Here is a 22,320-nt window from a genome sequence, read left to right on the forward strand (position 1 = left end):
ATTTCACCTCTCATGCTATATGTTCTGTTTTTTTAATTTCATCAACACTGATATAGTAACCTTCATCATAATCGAATGAACGATAGATTAAGCAAGCTAAAATACCAATACCACCGATTGCTGCAAGCCAGAACCAGCTAAATACTAATGCGAAACCTGCAAGACCGAAGAATCCAGACGCAATAATAGGCACACCAGAGTTACTTGGCATGTGAATTGGTTTGATATCTTCTGCTGCTGGTGTAACTGTTTCTCCGCGTTTTTTCATGTACCAGAAAGCATCAGCTTCTTTAATTTCAGGAAGCTTCGCGAAGTTGTAATGTTGTACAGGAGAGTGAGTTGCCCATTCAAGTGTACGACCATCCCATGGATCTCCAGTTGTGTCACGTTCACCATGACGTGCACTCCAAATTACGTTGTAGCAAAGAAGTAGGAAGCCGATACCCATCATTACCGCACCAACAGATGCGATTTGGTTTAGCCATCCCCATCCAAGACTTTCAGAGTAAGTGTACATACGACGAGTCATACCGTCTAAACCTAAGAAGTACATTGGGAAGAAACAGATGTTGAATCCGCTCATAAAGATCCAGAATGTCCATTTACCTAGGCGTTCATTTAACATATGACCAGTCATTTTTGGATACCAGAATGTGAATCCAGCAAGCATAGCGAATACTGTACCTGCGATTAATACGTAGTGGAAGTGAGCGATTAGGAAGTAGCTGTTATGGTATTGATAATCAGCTGCTGCCATTCCAAGCATAACCCCTGTAACCCCACCGACTACGAAGTTTGGAATAAATGCCAATGACCAAAGCATTGGAACTGTAAAACGAATACGTCCTTTATACAGTGTAAACAACCAGTTAAAGATCTTAACCCCGGTTGGAATCGAAATCGCCATTGTCGAAATCGAGAAGAATGAGTTAACCGCTGGACCTGCACCCATCGTGAAGAAGTGGTGAAGCCATACGACGAAACTTAGTAAAGAAATTGCAACCATTGAGTATACCATTGCACTGTAACCGAATAGACGTTTACGTGAGAATGTACTAATGATTTCAGAGAAAATACCGAATGCCGGTAAAATAACGATATATACTTCAGGGTGACCCCATACCCAGAACAGGTTGGCCCATAACATTGGCATACCGCCGCTCGCCATCGTAAAGAAGTGAGCATCGAATAGACGGTCAAATGTCATTAATGCAAGAGCAACTGTTAATACTGGGAAAGCGAAAATAATGATAATTGTTGTAATTAAGATTGACCAAGTAAACATTGGCATTCTCATTAAAGTCATACCAGGTGTACGCATTTTTAAGATAGTAACAAGGAAGTTAATACCGGTCATTAGCGTACCGAGACCTGAAATCTGTAATGCAATTGCGTAGTAGTTATTTCCTACGCCCGAAGTAAACTCTGTACCTGCCATTGGGAAGTAAGAAGTCCACCCGGCGTCTGGAGAACCACCGATTACGAAAGCGATGTTGAATAACATTGCTCCGACAAAGAATAACCAGAAACTTAAAGCATTTAAGAACGGATATGCAACGTCACGAGCACCAATTTGTAATGGTACTACAAGGTTCATTAATCCCATAACGAATGGCATTGCCATGAAAAGAATCATTACTGTACCATGTGTTGTAAAGATCCCGTTATAGTGTTCAGCGTTTAAATAAGTTGTTTCTGGGAATGTTAACTGTGCACGGATCATTAAACCATCCATACCACCACGGAATAACATGATAACCGCAGAAATAATATACATAGCTCCGATTTTTTTATGGTCAACAGTTGTTAACCATTCGTCCCAAAGCCATTTCCATTTTTTATACTTTGTTAGTACGAAAATGATTGCTAATGTCACAAGAACGATAGAAGCGTCTGCACCGTAAATAATCGGGTCACCTGTGACAAAGAATTCATCAAGCTTCACTGTGTTCACTCCAATCTGTTGGAATAATAGCTATTATTTTTTGTTTTTGTAGTAGTTGTAATCACAATATTCAAGTGATTTTGGATCTACATAACTTAAGTGGTGACTAGAGAATGTCATACGACCAACTACACCAGGTTTAACAATTTCGTTGTACTTAGCTTCTGTTAGTTTAGGAGCAGTTTCTTGTACTTCTTTAACCCACTTGTCATATTTCTCTTTAGTTTTTGCTTCAACTTCGAACTCCATGTGTGTGAATCCTTCACCAGAGAAGTTCGCACTACGGCCTAGGTAAGAACCTGGCTTATCAGCTTGTAAATAAAGATCCATAATCATGCCATCCATTGTGTACTTCATACCACCAAGTTCTGGTACCCAGAAAGCATTCATTGGGCCGACAGAAGTCAGTTTGAATTGAATTGGTACACCAGCTGGGATGTTTAAATAGTTAACGGTTTCAATTTTTTCCTCTGGGTAACTGAATAACCATTTCCAGTTTGCAGATGTAACATAAATTTCAACTGGTTTAATATGTTTGGACTCTTTCGGAACCTCTTCCGAAGCATAAGTTGCTTTTACTGTTGGAATCGATAATGCGATAACGATAATAACAGGAACAAGCGTCCAAATAATTTCTAGTAATGTGTTACCGTGTTGTTCAGGTGGCTCATAGTCCATATTCTCTGGTTTTTCACGATAACGAATCAAGATGACTGTAAACAGAATGAATACAATTGCGATAATTAATGACATAAGCAAGAATGACCAAACAATTAAATCATACTGTGCTTTTGCAACAGGTCCTTGCGGATTTAATACTGCGAGTTTTTTATCACAGCCACCGAGGAACAGAAGTAATGATAACGGAAGAAGCGAAGCCAACTTCCAAAACGCTTTCTTTAGTTGCACGATTGAAAATCTCCTTTCTCCTTGGATTGAAACTATGCCAATAAAACAATATAAACCTATTAATTTATAGAAGGCAATAGTTTTTGATATATTGTTAAAAAATAGACACAAATGCACACTTTTTAAGGTGAATATCATTTGTAACTTGATTACATTGTAAACTATTTTCCAGAGAAAAACGTGATTGTGAAAATTTTAAGATAAATAAAGTTATACCAGGATATCCAAGAAATAGAAAAAAGCTATCTTATCATAAGAAAGATAGCTGAATATTTTGTATATTTAGTTTATTTCTTGTGTGACAGTTCGTGGCTGTTCAAGTGTGACAATTTTTTTATATTTAACTTGATATAAAATGTAACAAATAATCATAAATGGAATGCCACAATAAAGAGCAATTCTTTGATCTGGAATGAAAGCCAAACTAACAAATGTAATGAAATTCAGCGAAAACGCTACGATTGGAACTAGTGGATAGAGCGGTGTACGATATTTTAAATCATTTATGTTGCCACCGTTTTTCACGAAATTTATACGGAAGAAAAACTGTGAAGCGGCGATTGACATCCAAACGACAACGGCAGCCATTGCTGCAATAGATGTTAAAACTAGAAAGACAGTATCTGCCGCAAATACACTTGTTAGTAAGGACAGGCTAGCGAAAATTAGGCTGAAAATTAATGCATTTAGCGGTACACCTTTTTTAGTTAATTTCGTAAATGCTGGACTTGCCATTCCTTGTTTTGCCATCGCCCACAGCATACGAGAATTTGCGTAGAGACCAGAGTTAGCAACGGATAATACAGCTGTAATAATAACAAAGTTCATAATGTCTGCTGCATATGGGACACCGGCTACATCAAATACAAGTACAAAGGGACTTTCGACTAGATTAGCCTCTTGCCATGGGAGTAAACCTACAACAACTGATATCGCTAAGACGAAGAAGAAGAGAGTTCGCCAAATTGTGTTTTTAATTGCTTTTGGAATTGTTTTTTCAGGATTTTCACTTTCGCCTGAAGCGATTCCGATTAATTCTGTTCCTTGGAAGGAGTAATTTACTGTAATCATCGTAAGAAGAACAGCTAATGCACCATTTGGAAATAGCCCGCCATTTTCAGTGAAATTATGAAGCATTGGGGCTGGCTTTCCATTAAAGTCTAGTAGACCGAACATAACAGCGCCGCCAAGTACGATGAAAATAACAATTGTTGCGACTTTTACACTTGCGAACCAAAACTCTGCTTCTGCATATGCTTTTGCTGATAAAGCGTTTACGAGGAAGAGTGCTGCTGCAAATGTAACGCACCAAATCCAGGAAGAGACGTCTGGAAACCAGCGTTTCATTAAAATACTTACAGTTGTTAACTCTACGCCAACTGTAACAGCCCAATTTAACCAATACATCCAACCGACAACAAATCCAAAACCAGGTGAAATGAATTTGCTTGCATAACTTTGGAATGAACCTGCTTCTGGCATAGCGACGGATAATTCACCAAGACATAACATCGTTAAATACATAACAAATCCACCGACTAAAAATGCAAGAATAGCACCACCAGGTCCGGCATTATGGACAATTTGACCAGATCCCATAAATAACCCGGTTCCGATAACACCGCCGAGTGCAATCATAAATAGGTGTCTACTTTTCATTGTTCGTTTTAAATCTGTTTGTTCAATTTGTTGATTCATATGTCCCTCACCCCGTATTTTCTTGAATGTGTGAACTTCGTTTTATTCTGAGTTTTTAATCATTAGTGGGGGATGCAACACACACTCGGTTTATTTGCTATGAAATGAATGGAGTATGTAAAAAAACGAACTATGACTAAATACTCTAAGAATGTTTGTTAACATGGTGATATCTTCACTATGTTAACAATTTTGATTTTAGCAAAATATTCTGTAAATGTATATTTATTTTTCTTTTTATTAAAAATAATTAGAATTTTTATAATTAATTCTATCAGCGATAATTCACATGATCTTTCTAGCAAACTAGTAAGAAGAAGGGTACAATGATAAGAGGTGTATCTGTAAAATAATAATTAATGGAGTTTTGTTTATAATGAAAAAGTTAAAATATCTTTTTGTTTTTGGGATTATACTTGCTGCTGCATTTTTTATAGGAAAAGATAAAATCATGCAAAAGGCGCAAGTTCTACGCTTAGAGTTTCTATCTGAAATGAAAGAAGCAGCTATGATTGAAGATGTTCCGTTTATTAAACAATTACCAGAATTGCCCAGAGGGTGTGAAGTGACAAGTTTAGCTATGTTGCTGCAATATAAAGGTGTACAAGTAGATAAGATGCAACTTGCTAGCGAAATTCATCGTGTTCCATTTGAACAAAATGGTTTGCGTGGAAATCCTTACGAGGGATTTGTGGGAAATATTTATACAAAGGCAGAGCCTGGGTATGGTGTATACAATAAACCAATCTTTGATTTAGCAGAAAAATATGTTCCTGAAAAAGTAATTAATTTAACAGGTAGAGACATGCAAGATATATATAAAGTAATTAGTTCTGGCTCTCCGGTATGGGTCATTATTAATACGACGTTTAAGCCGCTAGCTGAAAGTAGTTTTGAAACATGGAATACGAGTTCAGGCGAAGTGAAAATTACATATTATGAGCATAGTGCAGTAGTAATTGGATATGATCAAAACTTTGTATATGTAAATGATCCTCTTAAAAATAATCCACGTTTGGCTGTTCCGCGAGCAGAATTTGAGAGAGCTTGGGAGCAAATGGGAAAACAAGCAATTACTATTTTATAATAATGAAAAAGTCATCTTTGGGATGGCTTTTTCTTTTTGGTTTATTAACACCGAAAATTCAGAAGATTCTTTTAAAAGTTAACGATTCACGTTATAATAACATTTAACTTGGTGAAGAAGGGGAGAAGAGAAATGGATGTTGCAAAGGAACTTGTTTTGTCAAAAAATCAGTTAGTTGAGTGGAGAAGGCATTTTCATAAGTATCCAGAGTTATCTTTTCAAGAAGAGAAAACATCGCAGTTTGTGTTCGATATACTTCGGAAATTCCCATATTTAGAAGTGTCACGGCCGACTAAATATAGTGTGATGGCAAAGTTAGTAGGTAAACATCCGGGCAAAACAGTTGCGATTCGAGCCGATATGGATGCTCTTCCTATTTATGAAGAAAATGAGTTTGATTTTATTTCTACATATAAAGGTGTAATGCATGCATGTGGTCATGATGGACATATAGCGATATTACTTGGGGTTGTACATAAGTTGGTAGAAGAAAGAGAGAAGATTAAAGGGGAGATTCGTTTTCTATTCCAACATGCTGAAGAGAATTTTCCTGGTGGTGCAGAGGAGATGGTTGCTGCAGGTGTAATGGAAGGTGTGGATTATATTATTGGTGCTCACCTTTGGGCGTCGTTAGAGGTTGGGAAAATAGGTGTTATTTATGGTCCTGCAATGGCTGCACCGGATGTTTTTAAAATTAAGATAGAGGGAAAAGGTGGACATGCTGGAATCCCTCATGAAACGGTGGATAGTATTGCAATCGGAACACAAGTCGTTTCGCAACTTCAGCAAATTGTATCTCGCCTCACGAATCCATTAGATTCTCTTGTAATATCTGTTACGCAATTTCATGCTGGGACAACTCATAATGTAATACCAGAGCAAGCTGAGATTGAAGGGACAGTAAGAAGTTTAAGACATGAGTTACGAGGTGAAACAGAGAAGAAGATTGAGCGGATTGTGAAGCATATTACGGAATCTTACGGAGCGAAATATACATTTTCATATGAATATGGATATCGACCAGTTGTAAATGATTATGAAGCTACAGAGCTTATTGAACAAACGGCATTACAACTTTATGGAAGGGATAGAGTTGTTCGTTTACAGCCGACGATGGCTGGAGAAGATTTTTCAGCGTTTTTACAAAAGGCACCGGGGACATTCTTTTTTATCGGAGCGGGAAATAAAGAGAAAGGTATTATATATCCTCACCATCACCCTCGTTTTACGATTGACGAAGATGCATTACCGATTGGAGTGGAAGTCTTTGTATCAGCCATTATGAACTTTATAAGTAAAGGAGAATGAGATGAAGAAAATACACATTCTAGCGCTTATCCCAGTTCTTTGTTTAGTAGTTGGGCCAATATTTGCGAATTCAGTTACTCCTTACGTATTAGGGATGCCATTTTTATTATTTTGGGTATTATTATCAGTGTTTATTACATCTTTTTGTATGGGGCTTGTGTACGTGTTTGATCCTGCTAATAAGGAGGATGTAAAATGACTGCATTACTTATCATTATTTTATTTTTGTTTCTCGCACTATTTTTAGGGATTCGGGCACAACATGGAAAAGATATGAATTTAGAACAATGGTCAGTTGGAGGAAGAGGATTTGGCACTATTTTTGTTTTTCTCCTTATGGCAGGTGAAATTTATACGACGTTTACATTTTTAGGGGGAAGCGGCTGGGCATATAGTAAAGGAGCACCTACCTTTTATATTTTGGGATATGGTGCTTTAGCTTATCTTTTATCGTATTTTTTATTGCCACCCATTTGGAAGTATGCGAAAGAGCATAACCTTGTTTCACAGTCAGATTTTTTTGCGAAGAAATATAGAAGTAAAGCGCTTGGACTTATTGTTTCGATTGTTGGTGTTGTTTCCATCATCCCATATCTTGTTTTACAGTTAAAAGGACTGGGAATTATCGTTTCAGAAGCTTCTTACGGAAGGGTGTCACCTGTTGTTGCAGTATGGATCGGTGCTATTGTTATAACTATATATGTAATGGTTTCAGGTATACATGGTTCGGCTTGGACGGCTGCTTTGAAGGATATTATGATACTGTTTATCGTTATGTTTTTAGGTATATATTTGCCGTATCATTATTATGGAGGATTTCAGCCGATGTTTGAGGCTGTAGAGGCAGCGAAACCGGGATTTTTATCTTTACCTGAAGAAGGAATGAGTATTTCTTGGTTTGTTTCTACTATTATATTAACGGCCCTCGGTTTTTATATGTGGCCTCATACATTTGCTTCTGCTTTTTCTGCAAAAAATGAAAAAGTATTTCGTAAAAATGCAGCAATTATGCCATTGTATTCTTTAGTTTTACTTTTCGTATTTTTTGCAGGATTTGCTGCTATATTGCAAGTTCCTGGGTTAAAGGGAGCGGATGTAGATCTTTCGTTATTCCGTCTGGCTCTTCAAACTTTTGATCCTTGGTTTATTGGGATTATTGGTAGTGCTGGAGTTTTAACGGCATTAGTTCCAGGGTCTATGCTTGTTATGGCCGCTTCCACATTATTAGCGAAAAATATTTACCGAACAATGGTCCCATCTGCTTCGGATCGACAAGTTGCAAAAGTGGCGAAATTATTTGTTCCTGTAGTAACGCTTGTAGCTGTTTTGTTTACTTTTAAAGGTGGAGAAACGATAGGGGCGCTTCTTTTAATGGGGTATAGTATAGTGACACAACTTTTCCCTGCACTTGTATGTAGTTTGTTTCCACGTCAGATTATTACGAAGCAAGGGGCGATTGCAGGGATGGGGATTGGTTTGTTAGTGGTTGCGTATATTACTTTATCTGGCTCAACTATAGCTACGATGTTTCCGGATTTCCCTCAATATATAAAAGATTTAAATGTGGGTATAGTCGCATTGTTAATGAATATGATTGTGATGTTTATCGTTAGCGGATTCACCAAAAATGTATCTATAAAGAAAGACGATATAATAGTAGAAAAGTAATTCGTATGCTAGAGCTATCTTTGAAAAGAGATAGCTCTTTTTTGTATATATTTTCTTCTATTAGCGGAATCTAACTAAAAACTTGTTGAAAAGGAAGTTAGGTGGGGGACTTGTTAGAGCTAAAAGGTAACTTATTTGAAGTTATGAAAGAAATTAGGGATGAGTTAGGTTCGCCTAATGATTTAACAATTAGGGAAGTTGCCCTTGCTGGTAGTTTTACACGCTGTGCTGTTGTTTTTTTATGTGGGTTAACAGATAAGGATAATGTTTATAAATATGTCGTTCGTACACTTCAATATGAAGAAGTACAAAAAGACGAAGCTGTTGTTCAAACATTATTGGATCGCTTTATTTCTATTGCAGAAGTAGGTAAGAAGACAACGTTTCCAGATATTATAAATGCGATTTTAGCGGGAGATACAGTCATATTAATTGATAATATTCAAACTGCTATCGTAATTAATAGTAGAGCTTGGGAAAAAAGAAGTTTAGAACCGCCAGTAACAGAAGATTTAATACGTGGACCGAGGGTCGGATTAAATGAAGATATTAACGTAAATAAAATGTTAATTCGCCGTAGTTTACGTGACCCAAAGCTGAGATTTCAATCTTATATTATGGGAAAGAGATCCCAAAAAGAAGTGACTTTAGTATATATAGAAGACATTATCAATCCTTACATTGTAAAAGAGCTAGATCGGCGTCTTCAATCCATAGTGACAGATGTCGTTTTTGAGACGGGTACAATTGAGCAATTAATTCAAGATAATAATTTATCACCGTTTCCGCAGTTTTTGAATACGGAAAGGCCTGATAATATTGTGGCCTCATTAGCGAAAGGAAAGGCAGCTATTTTGGTGGATGGATCACCTTTTGCCCTTATAGCTCCGCTAGTATTTGTTGATATTTTTCAATCTGTGGAAGATCACTATGAGCGTTGGGTAATAGGGACTTTATTAAGAATTTTGCGGATGGGTTCTGGTATAGTTGCAATTTTAATGCCGGCGATGTATGTAGCGCTCGTCTCATATCACCAAGGACTTATTCCTTCTAAATTGGCTTATTCGATTGCTGGAGCAAGAGAAGGTGTTCCTTTTCCTGCCTATATTGAAACGTTAATGATGGCATTAACGATGGAGTTAATAAGAGAAGCAGGAATTAGGTTGCCGAAACCGATGGGACAAACAATTGGGATTGTAGGTGGTCTTGTAATTGGAGAGGCAGCGGTGAATGCAGGAATTGTAAATCCATTTTTAGTTATCATTATTGCGGTTACAGCTATTGCTACATTTTCACTTCCAGTGTATAGCATCACAATTACGTTTCGGATTTTACTTTTCGTCTTTGTGTTAGCAGCAACGGCTTTTGGGTTGTATGGAATCATTCTAGCTCTTATTGCGCTTGCTGTTCATATTACAAATTTAACAAGTGTTGGTGTACCGTATACAACTCCAATTGCTCCCGCATTTTATAAAGATTGGAAAGAAGAGTTTATTCGCATGCCAAAATCAATGTTGAAAGAGAGACCGGAATATTTACAAACGAAAGATTCTACAGTACGTCCAAAGGAGCGAAAATAATTGAAACCATTTGAGTATGGCGATGAAGAAATTGGATCTCGGGAAATTGGGTTTGCGGTATCATCGACCATTATTGGTATAGGAGCATTATCTATGCCAAGGGATATTGCTAACCAAACTTTATTTTCAGATGGTTGGATTATTTTGCTTTTGGGTGGATTGATATGTGCAGTTTTAGGCTGGTTTGTAACGAGGGTGGCTATTTTATTTCCAAAACAAAACTTTGTTCAATATACGAGTGCACATTTGACAAAGCCGGTAGCATACACGATTAGTATGGTTTTAGTATTAACGTTTGCTGCTTTGACAGCATATGAATCACGAATGATTGCAATAATTTCGCAAACGTATTTATTTAGTGAGACACCGGTACAGTTACTATCTTTTTTCTTCTTATTAGTTGTTATCTATGGAATAGCAGGGTCAAGAGCAGCTTTATTACGATTAAATGTTATGTTCTTACCTATTGTCTTAATTGCAATAGTGCTTCTTTCTTTATTAAATATAAATTTAATGGAAATAAACAATTTGTTTCCAGCTTTCCAAACGGAAGTAAGTCAATACGCTGTTGGGGTTAAAAATTCTATATTCACATTTATTGGATTTGAGGTAGCTCTGTTTTATGCTGTGTTGTTGAATGATAAGACAGCGAAAAAGGCACCAATGGCAGTTGCGAAAGCAGTAATAGTAAATGTGCTCTCATACATTTTAATTTATGTAACTTGTATTAGTGTTTTTACGTATATGACAACTCGTGGATTGACATATCCAACAATTGAATTAGGGAAAGAAATTGAAATTGGTGGAGGCTTTTTAGAAAGGTTCGATGCAATTTTTTTTACAACTTGGATTATTACTATTTATAACACTACAGCAATGTATTATGACGTCGCATCTTTATTATTTTGTGCCATGTTTCCGAAAGTGAAGAAACATATTTTTATTTTCGGAAGCGCGCCTCTGATTTTTATGCTGAATATGCTCCCTGGTAATTTAGATACGTTATCAAGTTACGGAACGTATTTAGCGTGGATAGATATGGGGTTTGTCGTATTAACTCCTTTGCTAGTTTTTATTGTATATAAAATAAAAAGAAGGAATGGTAGAAATGAAACACCTTCTTAAAATTATAATGGTTATGGTTTTAGCTGGATCTATAAGTGGGTGCTCTGAACTAGAAGAAATAGAAGAAAGAGGATTTGTAGTAGGCGCAGCTTACGATATTGTGAAGAAAAAGAAATCAAATCCGATTGTGAAAGGGACGTATCAGATGGTACTTCCCAGTAAGTTAGCACAACAAGGTGGACAGGGCGATGGAGATAGTGAAAATTATATTAACGTAAGTGCGAAAGCAGATAGCGTCTTTGAGCAAATAAGAATAATTGCTAAAAAAATTAGTCGAACATTATTTTTTCCGCATATACAAGTCATTATTTTTTCGGATGAATTACTAGCGAATCCGTATGTTTTGCAAAATACGTTAGATGTATATTTTCGTGATCATGAAATGAGAAGAAATATTCGTTTGTTCGTTTCCAAGAAAAATGCAGAATCTATTTTAAAACAGAGTGCAAAACCTGAAAACTTACCGGCGCAGTACATTGATATGTTAGCTGAACATCCTCCGAAAAACGCTCAAATGATTGAGGCGGCGAGAATTGGTGAAGTACAAGGGAAAATGATCGCAGATCGAAGTTTTGCATTACCTCTCTTAGGATTAACTAAACAAGGCGTACAAATGGAAGGAGCGGCATTGATCCGTGGAAAGGATAATAAGTGCGTTGGAACTTTGAGTGGAGAACAAACATTAGGAATGAACTATGTAATAGGTAAAAAAATTGGAGGTTTCTTTACTGTTCGTAAAAAGAATCAGCTCATTACATATGAAATTCATAAGTTGCGCCGAAAGATCCAAGTGTCTACTGAAAATGCTACAAAACCGAAGTTTGATATTCATTTGTCCACAGAAGGCATATTAGCTGAGTTACATTTTAATGAACCGAAACAAGTGATGAATGAAAAGTTTTTAAAGAAAGAGATTTCAAAGGAAATGAAGAAGCGTATTGAAAAGTCTATACAGCTTGTTCAAAAAAAATATAAGGTAGATGTATTGGAATTAGGAGAGGTATATAAGAGGCATAATTATAAAGAGTGGAAGAAAATTAGTAAGAATTGGGATCAAGGCCAAAATTATTTTAGTAATGCTGAAATTAATGTTCACGTTGATCCAACAATTGAACATTCAGGTTCAGCATTACCAAAGAAAGTGAAGTAAGGTGATGGAAGTTGTTTACTGGATTAGGAATTAGTTGCACAATATTAATAGCAATTCTTCCAGGAGCCATATACTTTATTCATAAGAAACTCACAACGTATGGAGCGCAGCCTTGGAATACTGATGTGCAAAAAAAGAAACCTGAATGATTTCAGGTTTCTTTTATACAAAGCATATGTGAAGGGGGATACCTTCTATGTATGCTTTGCTTTATACAAGCCCTAACCAATGTACCAATTGTGTAGAGAGGAATGTCACAACAATGGCGATAACGGTAGGGATTGCAAACGATAAGAATGTCCATTTTGCACTTTTTGTTTCTTTATATATGTTAACCAGTGTTGTTCCGCACGGGAAATGAAGAAGTGAGAACAACATTGTGTTTAACGCTGTTAACCAAGTCCAACCATTTTCTAGGAATAGATTTTTAATTTGATTAAAATCATCTATTTCAGTTAAAGCCCCAGTTGATAAGTAAGACATTAATAAAATTGGGATAACAATTTCATTCGCTGGTAGTCCAAGAATGAACGCAGCTAGAATAAACCCGTCAAGTCCTAACATTTTAGCGAATGGATCTAGGAAGTTTACAAAATACATAAGTAAGCTTGTGTCACCGATAAAAATGTTAGCAAGTAACCAAGTTAATGCAGCCGCAGGGGCAGCAACAACTATAGCTCGTTTTAAAACATAGATTGATTTATCGAGTGTTGCGCGAACAATTGTATTCCAAACTTTTGGCTTGCGGTACGGAGGTAACTCAAGTGTGTAGTGAGTTGGAACCCCTTTTAAGGCTGTTTTTGATAGTACCCAAGAAACAGTTAATGTCATAATAACCCCAATTACAACCATTCCAACTACAACGCCAGCAGTAACCAATGTTTGCATACTGCCTGTATAACCAGCAGCCATAAATAGTGAAGCCATTAAAATTAACATAGGCCAGCGACCGTTACAAGGAACGAAGTTGTTCGTTAAAATTGCTAGCATACGTTCACGTGGTGATTCAATGATACGTGTTGACATAATGGCTGCTGCATTACAACCAAATCCCATTGCCATTGTTAAAGATTGTTTCCCGTGTGCACCGGATCGTTTGAATAAGCGATCCATATTAAACGCGACACGTGGTAAGTATCCGTAGTTTTCTAATAGCGCGAACATAGGGAAAAAGATTGCCATAGGTGGTAACATAACGCTAATAACAGCACCGATACCACGGAATAAACCAAGTATTAAAATGCCGTGTAACCATTCAGGTGCATGTGCTGCTTGGAACCAAGATGTTAAATATCCTTCGGCCCATCCGAAGAATTCGGCAATCATATCAGATGGTACGTTAGCGCCTGCAATTGTAAGATAAAAAATAATAGATAAAATCCCAAGCATAATTGGGAATCCCCATATTGGAGATGTGAAAACTTTATCTAGTTTTTCGGAACGATATAATTTATCAGTATTTGTATATTGGACGGATTCTTTACATATGCTTGCAGATGTTTGGTAAATATCTCCGACTATATCATCTCGTATATCTTCTTTTGAAAGTGTTTGTGCATGTTGAATAATATAGTCTAATGGAAGAGCTTTACTGGCTGAGTGAGATTCCATTAATTACGACCTCCCTTACAAGTGGTTCATTATGGTGTTTTTGAAGTGTAGTTAAGAAATTTTTATCTCCATCTAGTATACGTAACGCAATCCAACGTGCTGGATACGTATCACCGAACACTTTATAAATTTTTGGTTCTAATTCCTGAATCATATTTTCGATTTTTTCGCTGTAAGTAATTTTAATTGGTGTTGGAATTAGTTTTTTATTTGCTACTTTTGCAATAACATTTAGCAAATGACCAATACCTACTCGGTTACGTGCTGAAATTTTAACGACAGGCACACCAAGTGATTTTGCTAATTTCTTTTCATCAATAACGATGCCTTTTTTCTCGGCTTCATCAATTAAGTTAATGCAAATGACTACATTATTTGTCATCTCCATCACCTGAAGTGCTAAATTTAAATTTCTTTCCATAGCAGTTGCGTCTATAACAACTACAGTTACTTCTGGTTTTTTAAATATAATATAATCCCTCGCTACTTCTTCGTCCGCGGAATTTGAGTATAGCGAGTAAGTTCCAGGTAAATCTATTAATGTATAATTACTTCCGTTATGTTCATATTCTCCTTCAGCTTTTAAAACAGTTTTTCCCGTCCAGTTTCCAGTATGTTGTTTTAAGCCTGTTAAAGTATTAAATAATGTACTTTTCCCGGTATTCGGGTTACCAGCTAAAGCAATACGATGTTTGCTCATCTGAAATCATCTCCTATTAATACCCCGAAAATAAGGGAGCTTTCTTCTTTGCGCAGTGCAATAGTTGTGTTGCTCACTTGATAAGCGACCGGATCTCCAAGTGGACTGCGTTGCAATACTTTAATCGTCGCCCCAGGGATAAATCCTAAATCTAATAAACGTCGTTTCATAGTTCCTTCTAATTGTATCTTCTCAATTTTTACAAACTCTCCTGTCTTAAATTCGGAAAGTGGTTTTGTATTAGCCGATACCATAAAAGTTACCTCATCTCTATATTTTTAGTTTGAGTTTAAAAAGTTTCCTAAGGTAAACTTTTTGTTAGTAATATAGTAGACTACATTGGATTATGTTGTCAATTAGTACTTTAAAAATATTCATTTATTTTTAGAATTGTTCCAATTTATTTAGTTGTACTAAAAAATATTACTGAAATTATTTTTAATGTGCATAAATTAGGTGTGTAAAAATTACAAAATACAGCGGAATTGTAAATGTAACTTTAACGAAAAGGGAAAAAGAGAGAAAAACATTTACATTGAATTTACATTGTTAAGAATATATTTACATTGCAGTGTAGTTAGTGTGGTTTTTGTTTGGTTATTTAACTATAAATGTTGGGATTTCTAGCTTTTAAGGATTATTATCGTCATTTACTTAAAATTAAAAATTGCTTAACACTCACATAATATTGTTGTCCTACAATGAATTTGTGTTCGAAAGAAAATGAATTCGAAAAGTGATAATCCAAATGGGGGTACAAGACATGGTTATGAAAAAAGGTATTAAATTTTCTTTAGCAGCTTTAGTGGTAGCAGGAGCATTAGTTGGTTGTGGGAAAGCAGAAGATACAACTAGTAAAGACACTGCTAAAGGAAGCGATAATACAAAACAAGAATTATCAGGTACGATTGCAGCGGCTGGTTCTACAGCTCTTCTACCTCTTGCGGAGGAAGCTGGAAAGAAATTCATGGAGAAAAATTCAAAAGTTTCTATTCAAGTTCAAGGTGGCGGTAGTGGAACTGGGATTAACCAAGTAGCATCTGGTGCAGTACAAATTGGTAATTCAGATGTTCCGTCCGGAGATAAAATAAAAGATGCTGAAAAGGCGAAAGAATTAGTAGATAACAAGGTAGCGGGTATTGCATTCGCTCTTGTCGTAAATAAAGATGTAAAAGTTGATAACTTAACAATGCAACAAGTACAAGATATCTTCACTGGAAAAGTAACAAACTGGAAAGAAGTAGGCGGAAAAGATGAAAAAATCAATGTAATTAATCGTCCGGCTTCATCTGGTACACGTGCTACATTTGAAAAAACGATTATGAAAGACGCGAAAATTAATGATGGAACTGGTACAACACAAGATTCTAACGGTGCAGTAGAGCAAGCGATTAACTCTACTCCTGGTTCGGTGAGTTATTTAGCAATGTCTTACATGGTGGGCGAGAAAAAAGGCGCACTACAAACAGTGAAAATTGATGGTGCTGAACCGAAAGTTGAAAACATCGCGTCTGGTAAATATCCATTCTGGTCTTACGAATATATGGTAACAAAAGGTGAAGCGAAGGAAGCGACGAAAGCTTACATCGATTATGTAAAAGGTAAAGATTTTGAAAAGCAAGTAGAAGATATGGGCTACATTCCAATGTCTAAATTAAATAAGTAATAAAATTTTATGGGGCTGGCTGCAAGGCCAGTCCTGTTCATTTCAATCTGTGAAGTGGGGTCTGTCCTGTGATGAAGGGGAAAAAGCAAATTAATTACGTGAAAAGTGAATATATAGGAAGATCACTTGTTACGTTTTGTGGTATTTTTATTGTTTTAATTACATTAGCTATTATTGCGTTTATTTGTGGTAAAGGTATTCAATCTTTTACACAAAGTGGTATCTCATTTACTGAGATGTTAACATCGACAAAATGGAATCCAAATGCTGATCAAGGATCCTTCGGGGCTTTAATTTTCATTGTAGGTTCAACGGTGGTTTCGTTAGGTGCGGTTATTATTAGTGCACCAATTGCTATAGCTCTTGCTATATTCATGAATTTAATTTCGCCAAAGTTTGGAAATAAAGTATTGAAGCCTGTTCTAGAATTGTTAGTTGGTATTCCTTCGGTTGTATACGGATTATTAGGTGTTACGATTTTAGTACCACTATTACGTGATTCGTTTGGGGGAGTAGGCTTTAGTTTAATTGCAGGTATTGTTGTATTAAGTATTATGATTTTACCTACTATTGCTAGTATCGCTTCTGATGCAATACGTTCTGTTCCATTTGATTATTTAGAAGCTTCTTATGGTCTAGGATCAACGAAATGGCAAGCGATTAGCCGAGTGATTGTTCCTGCTGCGAAAAAAGGGATTTTAACAGGTGTTGTTTTAGGCTTAGCGCGTGCTTTCGGTGAAGCGTTAGCGGTTCAAATGGTAATCGGGAATACGATTAAATTACCAGAAGGAATATATAGTCCGACAGCGACGTTAACTGGTATTTTAACAATGGACATGACGAATACATTGAACGGAACTGCTTGGAACAATGCGCTATGGACTTTAGCGATGATTTTACTTGTTATTTCATTCCTGTTTATTTTAGTAATTCGAGCGATTGGGCAAAGAGGTGAGCGATAATAATGAATGCAAGAACGGTAAATAAAGTTTGGACGGGTATCTTTTATGCGGTTGCGGCTTTAGTTGTAGCTTTGCTAGTGTTCTTAGTATTTGAGATTTTACAAAAGGGATGGGGATTTTGGGATCCTAATTTCTTGTTTGGAGAACCAAGCAATACAAGAGCTGGTGGTGGGATTGGTCCGCAGTTATTCAATTCCTTCTACATGCTTGTTATAACGCTTATTATATCTATTCCTCTTGGATTAGGTGCTGGAATATATTTAGCAGAGTACGCAAAACAAGGACGTTTTTTAAATTTTGTTCGTCTATGTATAGAGACGATGGCGTCTTTACCTTCTATTGTTGTTGGTTTATTTGGTTTGTTAGTGTTCGTTACAATGACAGGTTGGGGGTACACAGTAATGGGTGGTGCTCTTGCTTTAACTATTTTAAATTTACCAGGTTTAACGCGTGTTTGTGAAAATGCGATTTCAGAAGTTCCTCAGAATGTAAAAGAGGCAAGTCTTGGATTAGGTGCAACGAAGTGGCAAACAATCGCTCGTATTATTATCCCATCGTCATTACCACAAATTATTACAGGGATTATTTTAGCGGCGGGTCGTATATTTGGGGAAGCGGCAGCATTAATTTACACAGCGGGTTTAACATCCCCGATTTTAAATTCAGCAGCGGATTTCTCAAGTCCTGCGCATCCTTTAAATCCGTTTAGACCAGCTGAAACATTAGCGGTTCACATTTGGAAATTAAATTCTGAAGGAGTTATTCCAGATGCGAAGTTGATTGCGACAAAATCTGCAGCTGTATTAATTATTATGGTATTACTATTCAATGTTATTTCACGCTTGATAGCATCTATATTACACAAGCGCTTTACAGGAACGAAAAGAAAAAGTAAAACAACGAAAAAGGTAAAAGCGGCATAAATTATAAAGAAGAACTCTCTATTTATAGGTAGGGGGTTCTTTTGTATTTTAATATAGAAGGAATGGATGTAATGATTGTTGAATTTGTGATTAATTATAAAGAAGAACAGATGTAATTTAGATTGTGGGTTCTAGTAAACCTATAGAGCAATATGTGGAAAAAATGATGGATTATATGACTAAATAGAGAGAAGGCGTTATCTTCATTTGTGAAGATAACGCCTTTTGTTTTTAAATATCAGGTGTTTCTGTAGAAGTGCTTATTTTCCTACGGGAGCGTCTTTTTCTCCCGATTTTATCTAATAGTTCATACATAACTGGAACGACTACTAATGTAAGAGCAGTTGAGACTGCCAAACCGCCGATGACAACGACGGCTAAACTTTTTGATACCATACTTCCTGCTTGGGATTGGCCAAATAGGAGTGGGAGCATAGCAACGATTGTTGTAATAGCTGTCATAATAATTGGGCGTAGTCTAGTAGAACCTGCTTCAAGTAAGGCTTCTCTAGTTTCCATTCCATGTTCCCGATTTTGTTGGACTCTTTCTATTAATACAATAGCGTTTGTAACAACAATCCCGATTAACATTAATGCGCCGATCAAGGAATTTACATCAACAGGTGTTCGTGAAATGATTAATCCTAAAATACCACCGACAGCAGCTAATGGTAAGGAGAATAGGATTGCAAAAGGAGCACGTGCTTGCCCGAAGGTGATAACCATAATTAAATATACAATCCCGATTGCAATCCCCATAATTTTGAATAAATCTGTAAAATTCTCTTGCATAGATTCAGTAGCTCCTGCGATATTTACTTTTGCACCACCAGGTAAATCTAAGTCAGTCATCGCTTTATTTACTGCTGTGTTTACTTTACTCAAATCTTCATTTGAAGCTTCGGCTGTAATTTGGATTGTTTCTTTTCCGTCTTTATGAAAAATTTCTGTTTGTGTTTGTTTTTCTGAAATAGTTGCAATGTCTTTTAAAGGTATTGGTCCATTAATAGGTGATAGTATGTTTGTATTTAAAATATCTTCTTGTTTATTAATGTTTTCTTTTTTGTGTTCTATCATAATAGTAGCTTTTTCATTATTAATTGTAATTTCGCCAATAGGTGATTTCTTCATAAGGAATGCTACTTGTTGCGCAGCTATTTCTGGTGTTAAACCTAGTTGTTCAGCCTTTGTTTGATCAATATGAATTTGCCATTCTTTCTTAGAGTCTTCTAAATTTGTTTTTACTTTAGAAAGATCATCCATGCTTTTTAGTTTTGTTTCAACGATAGTAGCCGCTTCTTTTAAATCCGCTTCGTTAGTAGCTGTTACGTTAAATTGTAAGTTATTGCCGCCGCCAGAGCTTGAATAACTTGTTTTTATATAATCAAGTTCAGCAGGCTCAAAAGTTTTATGTTCCTTTTTTAACTCTTTAATATATTGATCAATATCAGAACCTTTTTTAAAGACTACGAATATACTAGCGAGGTTATTTTTAGTTGTTTGCCCCCATTGTGCATCTTCTGCGCTAGATCCCATTCGTAAAATAACGTCTGTTATATCTGAATTAGAAAGTAATTTCTTTTCAAAATCAAATGCTTTTTGTTTTTGAGATTCAGCATTATAATGGGCTGGAAATGTCATGTTAATAGATAACATTGTGTCGTCTTCAGATTTTATGTTTGCTTTCGGTAGTAATATATAAGCTGCAATTGATCCTACAAATAATAAAAATGCAGTAAGTAGAATAATGAATTTATGAGAAAGAGCCCACTTTAATGTAGCGACATATCGTGATGAAGAACTTGGCTTTCGATGCTTTGTTTTTTTGAGTAGTAAAAAAGCCATAAGTGGAACAACTGTTAGTGCAACGATTAAGGATGATAATATAGAATATACAACTGCTAATACCATAGGTAACATTAATTTTCCGATTGCTCCTGATACGAGGCCGATAGGTAAAAAAACAGCGACCGTTGTTAAAGTAGAAGAAGTAATTGCGACTGCGACTTCTTTCGTTGCATCGAGAATGATATCTTTAGAGAAAGAATCTTTTTGTAAACGGCGGAAAATATTCTCGATGACAACGATACTATCATCGACGAGACGTCCAACCGCAACAGCTAAACCACCGAGGGTTAAAATGTTAAGCGTAATGTTAGATTGATGTAGTAAAAAGAGTGTTAATAAAATGGATAATGGAATACTGACAACAGCGATGAGTGTTGTTCGGAAGTTACGTAAAAAGATTAAGATAATTAGAGTTGCAGCGATTGCTCCAAGTATTACTTCTTTTCCCATGCTAGTAACAGCATTTTCAACTTGTTCATGGGTTGAAGCCAAAAGTTTAATGGAAAATTGATCTTTATATTCCTTATCTATCTCTTTAACTTTTTTATCAATCTCTTTTCCAATGGCAACTGCATTTTTACTCGGTTCTTTCATGATGATTAATCCTGTGCCTTCTTCTCCGTTTATATGTGAGATTGTATCGTAGTGTTGTTTGATTTCAATTTGAGCAATGTCTTGCAATTTCACTTGGGGTGCCACAGTGATGTTTTTAATGTCATTTACATTTTTTATGTCCCCAATGACGCGGAGGTTGTATTCTTCCTGATTAACAGTAATTGCCCCAGCTGGAGTAGAAGTTTCTTTTCCTTGTAAAACAGTTAGTACCTGCTGTGATGTTACGTTTTTGTTTTTTAATTGGTTCGGATCAAGTACGATAGATAATTCAGAGGTGGATTTTCCGAAAAACATAACGTTGGCAACACCATCAATGTTTTCGAGTTGTGGTACGATTTCTTTTTCAATTTGTTTTTCATCTGCTTTTGAAAAACCGTTTTGTTTCTGGATAGTAATTTGAGCGAGTGGAATCATAGAAGTGTTTAATTGACTAACTACGGGCTTGGTTACATCTTTAGGTAATTTAATTGTATTGACGGCTTTTTCGACTTCGCGTGCTGCATCTTTCATGTTTGCTTTTGATGTATACGCAATGTCGATACGTGATAATCCCTCGTATGTAGAAGAAGTAATGGTGTCGACGTGTTCTAAATTGCGAAATTGTTTTTCGAGAGGATTAGTTACATCCTTTGTCATCGTTTCAGCGTCGAGTCCTTGAGATAAGGTTGTGACGGTAATTGCTGGATTGTCGATACTCGGTAAAAATTCCATAGGTAATTTAGAGCCGGAATAAACACCGAGTATGGAAATGAGAAAAATCATGATGATAATGGCAGCTCGGTTTTTTAATGAAAACTTTGTTAACCTATCCATAAAATAATTCCTCCATTGGTTTATTTATAGTTGAGTGCGTCCTTTCTTACTATATAACAAAAAATGGATATTTTTCATTAATTAAATGTAAAAAAATTCTAACAATAATTTTAAGTTCATATTTGTGTTGGAATGTTGTTATTTGTAGGGATTTAAATTTTTGAATGAGAAGGAAGGATTAATGCGCGTGAGTGGTTGTTTAATGTAGATGGAATTTTTTCTTAATGCTAAGTTATATCGTTATTCTATAGAAGGATAATTATTATAAACTTTAATATAGAAGAGAATGAAAATCTGGGAAGGTATTGTGAAATGCAATTTGGTTGAATGAAGTGTAGTATTATGCAATCAGAATAACTATTTTTAGTAGAGAGGATAATAGTTATTTCTATAGAAGAAAGTAGGATAGATAATTTTTTTGTATTTTTTATAAAAAACACTTGTTATTTAAAAAGTGTGATGGTATATTAATAAACGTCGCTGATGCGGAAACGCAGAAAACGACAAAAAAGAAATTTTAAAACTTAGTTGACATCGAAAAATGAAGATGTTAATATGATGAAGTCGCTTCTGAAGCGGCGGACAAGTTCTTTGAAAACTGAACGAAACAAACAACGTGAAACGTCAATTTTTATTTTAGATGCTAGACAAACTAACTTTATTGGAGAGTTTGATCCTGGCTCAGGATGAACGCTGGCGGCGTGCCTAATAC

The 22,320-nt window shown here is 36.0% G+C and carries 19 protein-coding genes and 1 pseudogene; 12 read left to right on the top strand and 8 right to left on the bottom strand.

Translation table 11 applies throughout. From position 1 onward, the window contains the following. Positions 1-10 precede the first annotated feature (10 nt). The 3 genes from qoxB to ACTFSL_RS14350 all read right to left on the bottom strand — a co-directional run bounded on the left by qoxB (position 11) and on the right by ACTFSL_RS14350 (position 4,552). Complete coding sequence (qoxB, locus tag ACTFSL_RS14340) at positions 11-1,945, bottom strand: cytochrome aa3 quinol oxidase subunit I (RefSeq protein WP_000762366.1); 1,935 nt, start codon at positions 1,943-1,945, stop codon at positions 11-13. 33 nt (positions 1,946-1,978) lie between these two features. Further along, positions 1,979-2,854, bottom strand: a complete 876-nt coding sequence (locus tag ACTFSL_RS14345; protein ID WP_001176165.1) for a cytochrome aa3 quinol oxidase subunit II — start codon at positions 2,852-2,854, stop codon at positions 1,979-1,981. Positions 2,855-3,136: 282 nt separating this feature from the next. Then, the gene (locus ACTFSL_RS14350; RefSeq protein ID WP_440041893.1) at positions 3,137-4,552 is read right to left on the bottom strand and encodes an amino acid permease; all 1,416 of its coding nucleotides are present in this window, start codon (positions 4,550-4,552) and stop codon (positions 3,137-3,139) included. A gap of 376 nt (positions 4,553-4,928) precedes the next feature. Between ACTFSL_RS14350 and ACTFSL_RS14355 the strand changes: the two genes are divergently transcribed. From ACTFSL_RS14355 to ACTFSL_RS14390, 8 genes are all read left to right on the top strand, one after another. Beyond that, positions 4,929-5,639 (top strand): C39 family peptidase, encoded by a 711-nt coding sequence (locus ACTFSL_RS14355; RefSeq protein ID WP_000734489.1) that lies wholly within the window; start codon positions 4,929-4,931, stop codon positions 5,637-5,639. Positions 5,640-5,771: 132 nt separating this feature from the next. Next, positions 5,772-6,947: an amidohydrolase gene (locus ACTFSL_RS14360; RefSeq protein ID WP_440041895.1), complete on the top strand. Its 1,176-nt coding sequence runs from the start codon at positions 5,772-5,774 to the stop codon at positions 6,945-6,947. Between the two features lies 1 nt (position 6,948). Further along, positions 6,949-7,146, top strand: a complete 198-nt coding sequence (locus ACTFSL_RS14365) for a DUF3311 domain-containing protein (RefSeq protein ID WP_000719833.1) — start codon at positions 6,949-6,951, stop codon at positions 7,144-7,146. Continuing rightward, positions 7,143-8,615 carry a sodium:solute symporter family protein gene (locus tag ACTFSL_RS14370; RefSeq protein WP_440041897.1) on the top strand — a complete coding sequence of 491 codons (1,473 nt, stop codon included), beginning with the start codon at positions 7,143-7,145 and terminating at the stop codon, positions 8,613-8,615. Before ACTFSL_RS14365 ends, ACTFSL_RS14370 begins: the two co-directional genes overlap by 4 nt. Before the next feature lie 101 nt (positions 8,616-8,716). Beyond that, positions 8,717-10,195 carry a spore germination protein GerLA gene (gerLA, locus tag ACTFSL_RS14375; RefSeq protein ID WP_004402934.1) on the top strand — a complete coding sequence of 493 codons (1,479 nt, stop codon included), beginning with the start codon at positions 8,717-8,719 and terminating at the stop codon, positions 10,193-10,195. Beyond that, complete coding sequence (gerLB, locus tag ACTFSL_RS14380) at positions 10,196-11,320, top strand: spore germination protein GerLB (protein ID WP_440041899.1); 1,125 nt, start codon at positions 10,196-10,198, stop codon at positions 11,318-11,320. It begins immediately after the preceding gene. Next, positions 11,304-12,470: a spore germination protein GerLC gene (gerLC, locus tag ACTFSL_RS14385; protein ID WP_000681652.1), complete on the top strand. Its 1,167-nt coding sequence runs from the start codon at positions 11,304-11,306 to the stop codon at positions 12,468-12,470. Before gerLB ends, gerLC begins: the two co-directional genes overlap by 17 nt. Positions 12,471-12,481: 11 nt before the next feature. Further along, on the top strand, positions 12,482-12,619 hold the full coding sequence (locus ACTFSL_RS14390) for a hypothetical protein (RefSeq protein ID WP_000493981.1): 138 nt from the start codon (positions 12,482-12,484) through the stop codon (positions 12,617-12,619). A 61-nt stretch (positions 12,620-12,680) separates the two neighbouring features. Here ACTFSL_RS14390 and ACTFSL_RS14395 read toward each other — a convergent pair whose 3' ends face one another. From ACTFSL_RS14395 to ACTFSL_RS14405, 3 genes are read right to left on the bottom strand one after another with little or no spacing between them, the layout of a single operon-like run. After that, a complete protein-coding gene (locus ACTFSL_RS14395) occupies positions 12,681-14,081 on the bottom strand; it encodes a nucleoside recognition domain-containing protein (protein WP_440041901.1) in 1,401 nt (466 codons plus the stop codon). Further along, complete coding sequence (locus ACTFSL_RS14400) at positions 14,059-14,781, bottom strand: FeoB small GTPase domain-containing protein (RefSeq protein WP_440041903.1); 723 nt, start codon at positions 14,779-14,781, stop codon at positions 14,059-14,061. The genes ACTFSL_RS14395 and ACTFSL_RS14400 overlap by 23 nt, the downstream gene beginning before the upstream one ends. Further along, positions 14,778-15,035 carry a FeoA family protein gene (locus ACTFSL_RS14405; protein ID WP_063535672.1) on the bottom strand — a complete coding sequence of 86 codons (258 nt, stop codon included), beginning with the start codon at positions 15,033-15,035 and terminating at the stop codon, positions 14,778-14,780. Before ACTFSL_RS14405 ends, ACTFSL_RS14400 begins: the two co-directional genes overlap by 4 nt. A 509-nt stretch (positions 15,036-15,544) precedes the next feature. Here ACTFSL_RS14405 and ACTFSL_RS14410 point away from each other — a divergent pair. The 4 genes and pseudogenes from ACTFSL_RS14410 to ACTFSL_RS14425 all read left to right on the top strand — a co-directional run. Beyond that, complete coding sequence (locus ACTFSL_RS14410) at positions 15,545-16,447, top strand: phosphate ABC transporter substrate-binding protein PstS family protein (protein ID WP_000245108.1); 903 nt, start codon at positions 15,545-15,547, stop codon at positions 16,445-16,447. Positions 16,448-16,518: 71 nt separating this feature from the next. Continuing rightward, positions 16,519-17,409 (top strand): phosphate ABC transporter permease subunit PstC, encoded by an 891-nt coding sequence (gene pstC / locus ACTFSL_RS14415; RefSeq protein WP_000676676.1) that lies wholly within the window; start codon positions 16,519-16,521, stop codon positions 17,407-17,409. A gap of 2 nt (positions 17,410-17,411) precedes the next feature. Further along, positions 17,412-18,332 (top strand): phosphate ABC transporter permease PstA, encoded by a 921-nt coding sequence (pstA, locus tag ACTFSL_RS14420; protein ID WP_000994141.1) that lies wholly within the window; start codon positions 17,412-17,414, stop codon positions 18,330-18,332. A 121-nt stretch (positions 18,333-18,453) separates the two neighbouring features. Beyond that, positions 18,454-18,519 (top strand): annotated as a pseudogene (locus ACTFSL_RS14425) (AAA family ATPase); the annotation flags it as partial. A 44-nt stretch (positions 18,520-18,563) separates the two neighbouring features. On the opposite strand, the gene ACTFSL_RS14430 reads toward ACTFSL_RS14425, so the two are convergent. Together ACTFSL_RS14430 and ACTFSL_RS14435 are read right to left on the bottom strand one after the other, a co-directional pair. Continuing rightward, positions 18,564-21,608, bottom strand: a complete 3,045-nt coding sequence (locus ACTFSL_RS14430; RefSeq protein ID WP_000375549.1) for an efflux RND transporter permease subunit — start codon at positions 21,606-21,608, stop codon at positions 18,564-18,566. A gap of 524 nt (positions 21,609-22,132) precedes the next feature. Continuing rightward, on the bottom strand, positions 22,133-22,320 hold a 188-nt coding region (locus ACTFSL_RS14435), incomplete at its 5' end, for a hypothetical protein (RefSeq protein ID WP_205189829.1).

The sequence above is a fragment of the Bacillus cereus group sp. MYBK108-1 genome (assembly GCF_051917185.1).
In the GTDB taxonomy this organism is placed as follows: domain Bacteria; phylum Bacillota; class Bacilli; order Bacillales; family Bacillaceae_G; genus Bacillus_A; species Bacillus_A cereus.

Excerpts from the sequence above, each read along its gene's own strand:
- ACTFSL_RS14350 (WP_440041893.1), bottom strand. The coding sequence starts at position 4,552 with ATGAATCAACAAATTGAACAAACAGATTTAAAACGAACAATGAAAAGT.
- ACTFSL_RS14355 (WP_000734489.1), top strand. The coding sequence starts at position 4,929 with ATGAAAAAGTTAAAATATCTTTTTGTTTTTGGGATTATACTTGCTGCT.
- ACTFSL_RS14360 (WP_440041895.1), top strand. The coding sequence starts at position 5,772 with ATGGATGTTGCAAAGGAACTTGTTTTGTCAAAAAATCAGTTAGTTGAG.
- ACTFSL_RS14365 (WP_000719833.1), top strand. The coding sequence starts at position 6,949 with ATGAAGAAAATACACATTCTAGCGCTTATCCCAGTTCTTTGTTTAGTA.
- ACTFSL_RS14370 (WP_440041897.1), top strand. The coding sequence starts at position 7,143 with ATGACTGCATTACTTATCATTATTTTATTTTTGTTTCTCGCACTATTT.
- gerLC (WP_000681652.1), top strand. The coding sequence starts at position 11,304 with ATGAAACACCTTCTTAAAATTATAATGGTTATGGTTTTAGCTGGATCT.
- ACTFSL_RS14395 (WP_440041901.1), bottom strand. The coding sequence starts at position 14,081 with ATGGAATCTCACTCAGCCAGTAAAGCTCTTCCATTAGACTATATTATT.
- ACTFSL_RS14400 (WP_440041903.1), bottom strand. The coding sequence starts at position 14,781 with ATGAGCAAACATCGTATTGCTTTAGCTGGTAACCCGAATACCGGGAAA.
- ACTFSL_RS14405 (WP_063535672.1), bottom strand. The coding sequence starts at position 15,035 with ATGGTATCGGCTAATACAAAACCACTTTCCGAATTTAAGACAGGAGAG.
- ACTFSL_RS14410 (WP_000245108.1), top strand. The coding sequence starts at position 15,545 with ATGGTTATGAAAAAAGGTATTAAATTTTCTTTAGCAGCTTTAGTGGTA.
- pstC (WP_000676676.1), top strand. The coding sequence starts at position 16,519 with ATGAAGGGGAAAAAGCAAATTAATTACGTGAAAAGTGAATATATAGGA.
- pstA (WP_000994141.1), top strand. The coding sequence starts at position 17,412 with ATGAATGCAAGAACGGTAAATAAAGTTTGGACGGGTATCTTTTATGCG.
- ACTFSL_RS14430 (WP_000375549.1), bottom strand. The coding sequence starts at position 21,608 with ATGGATAGGTTAACAAAGTTTTCATTAAAAAACCGAGCTGCCATTATC.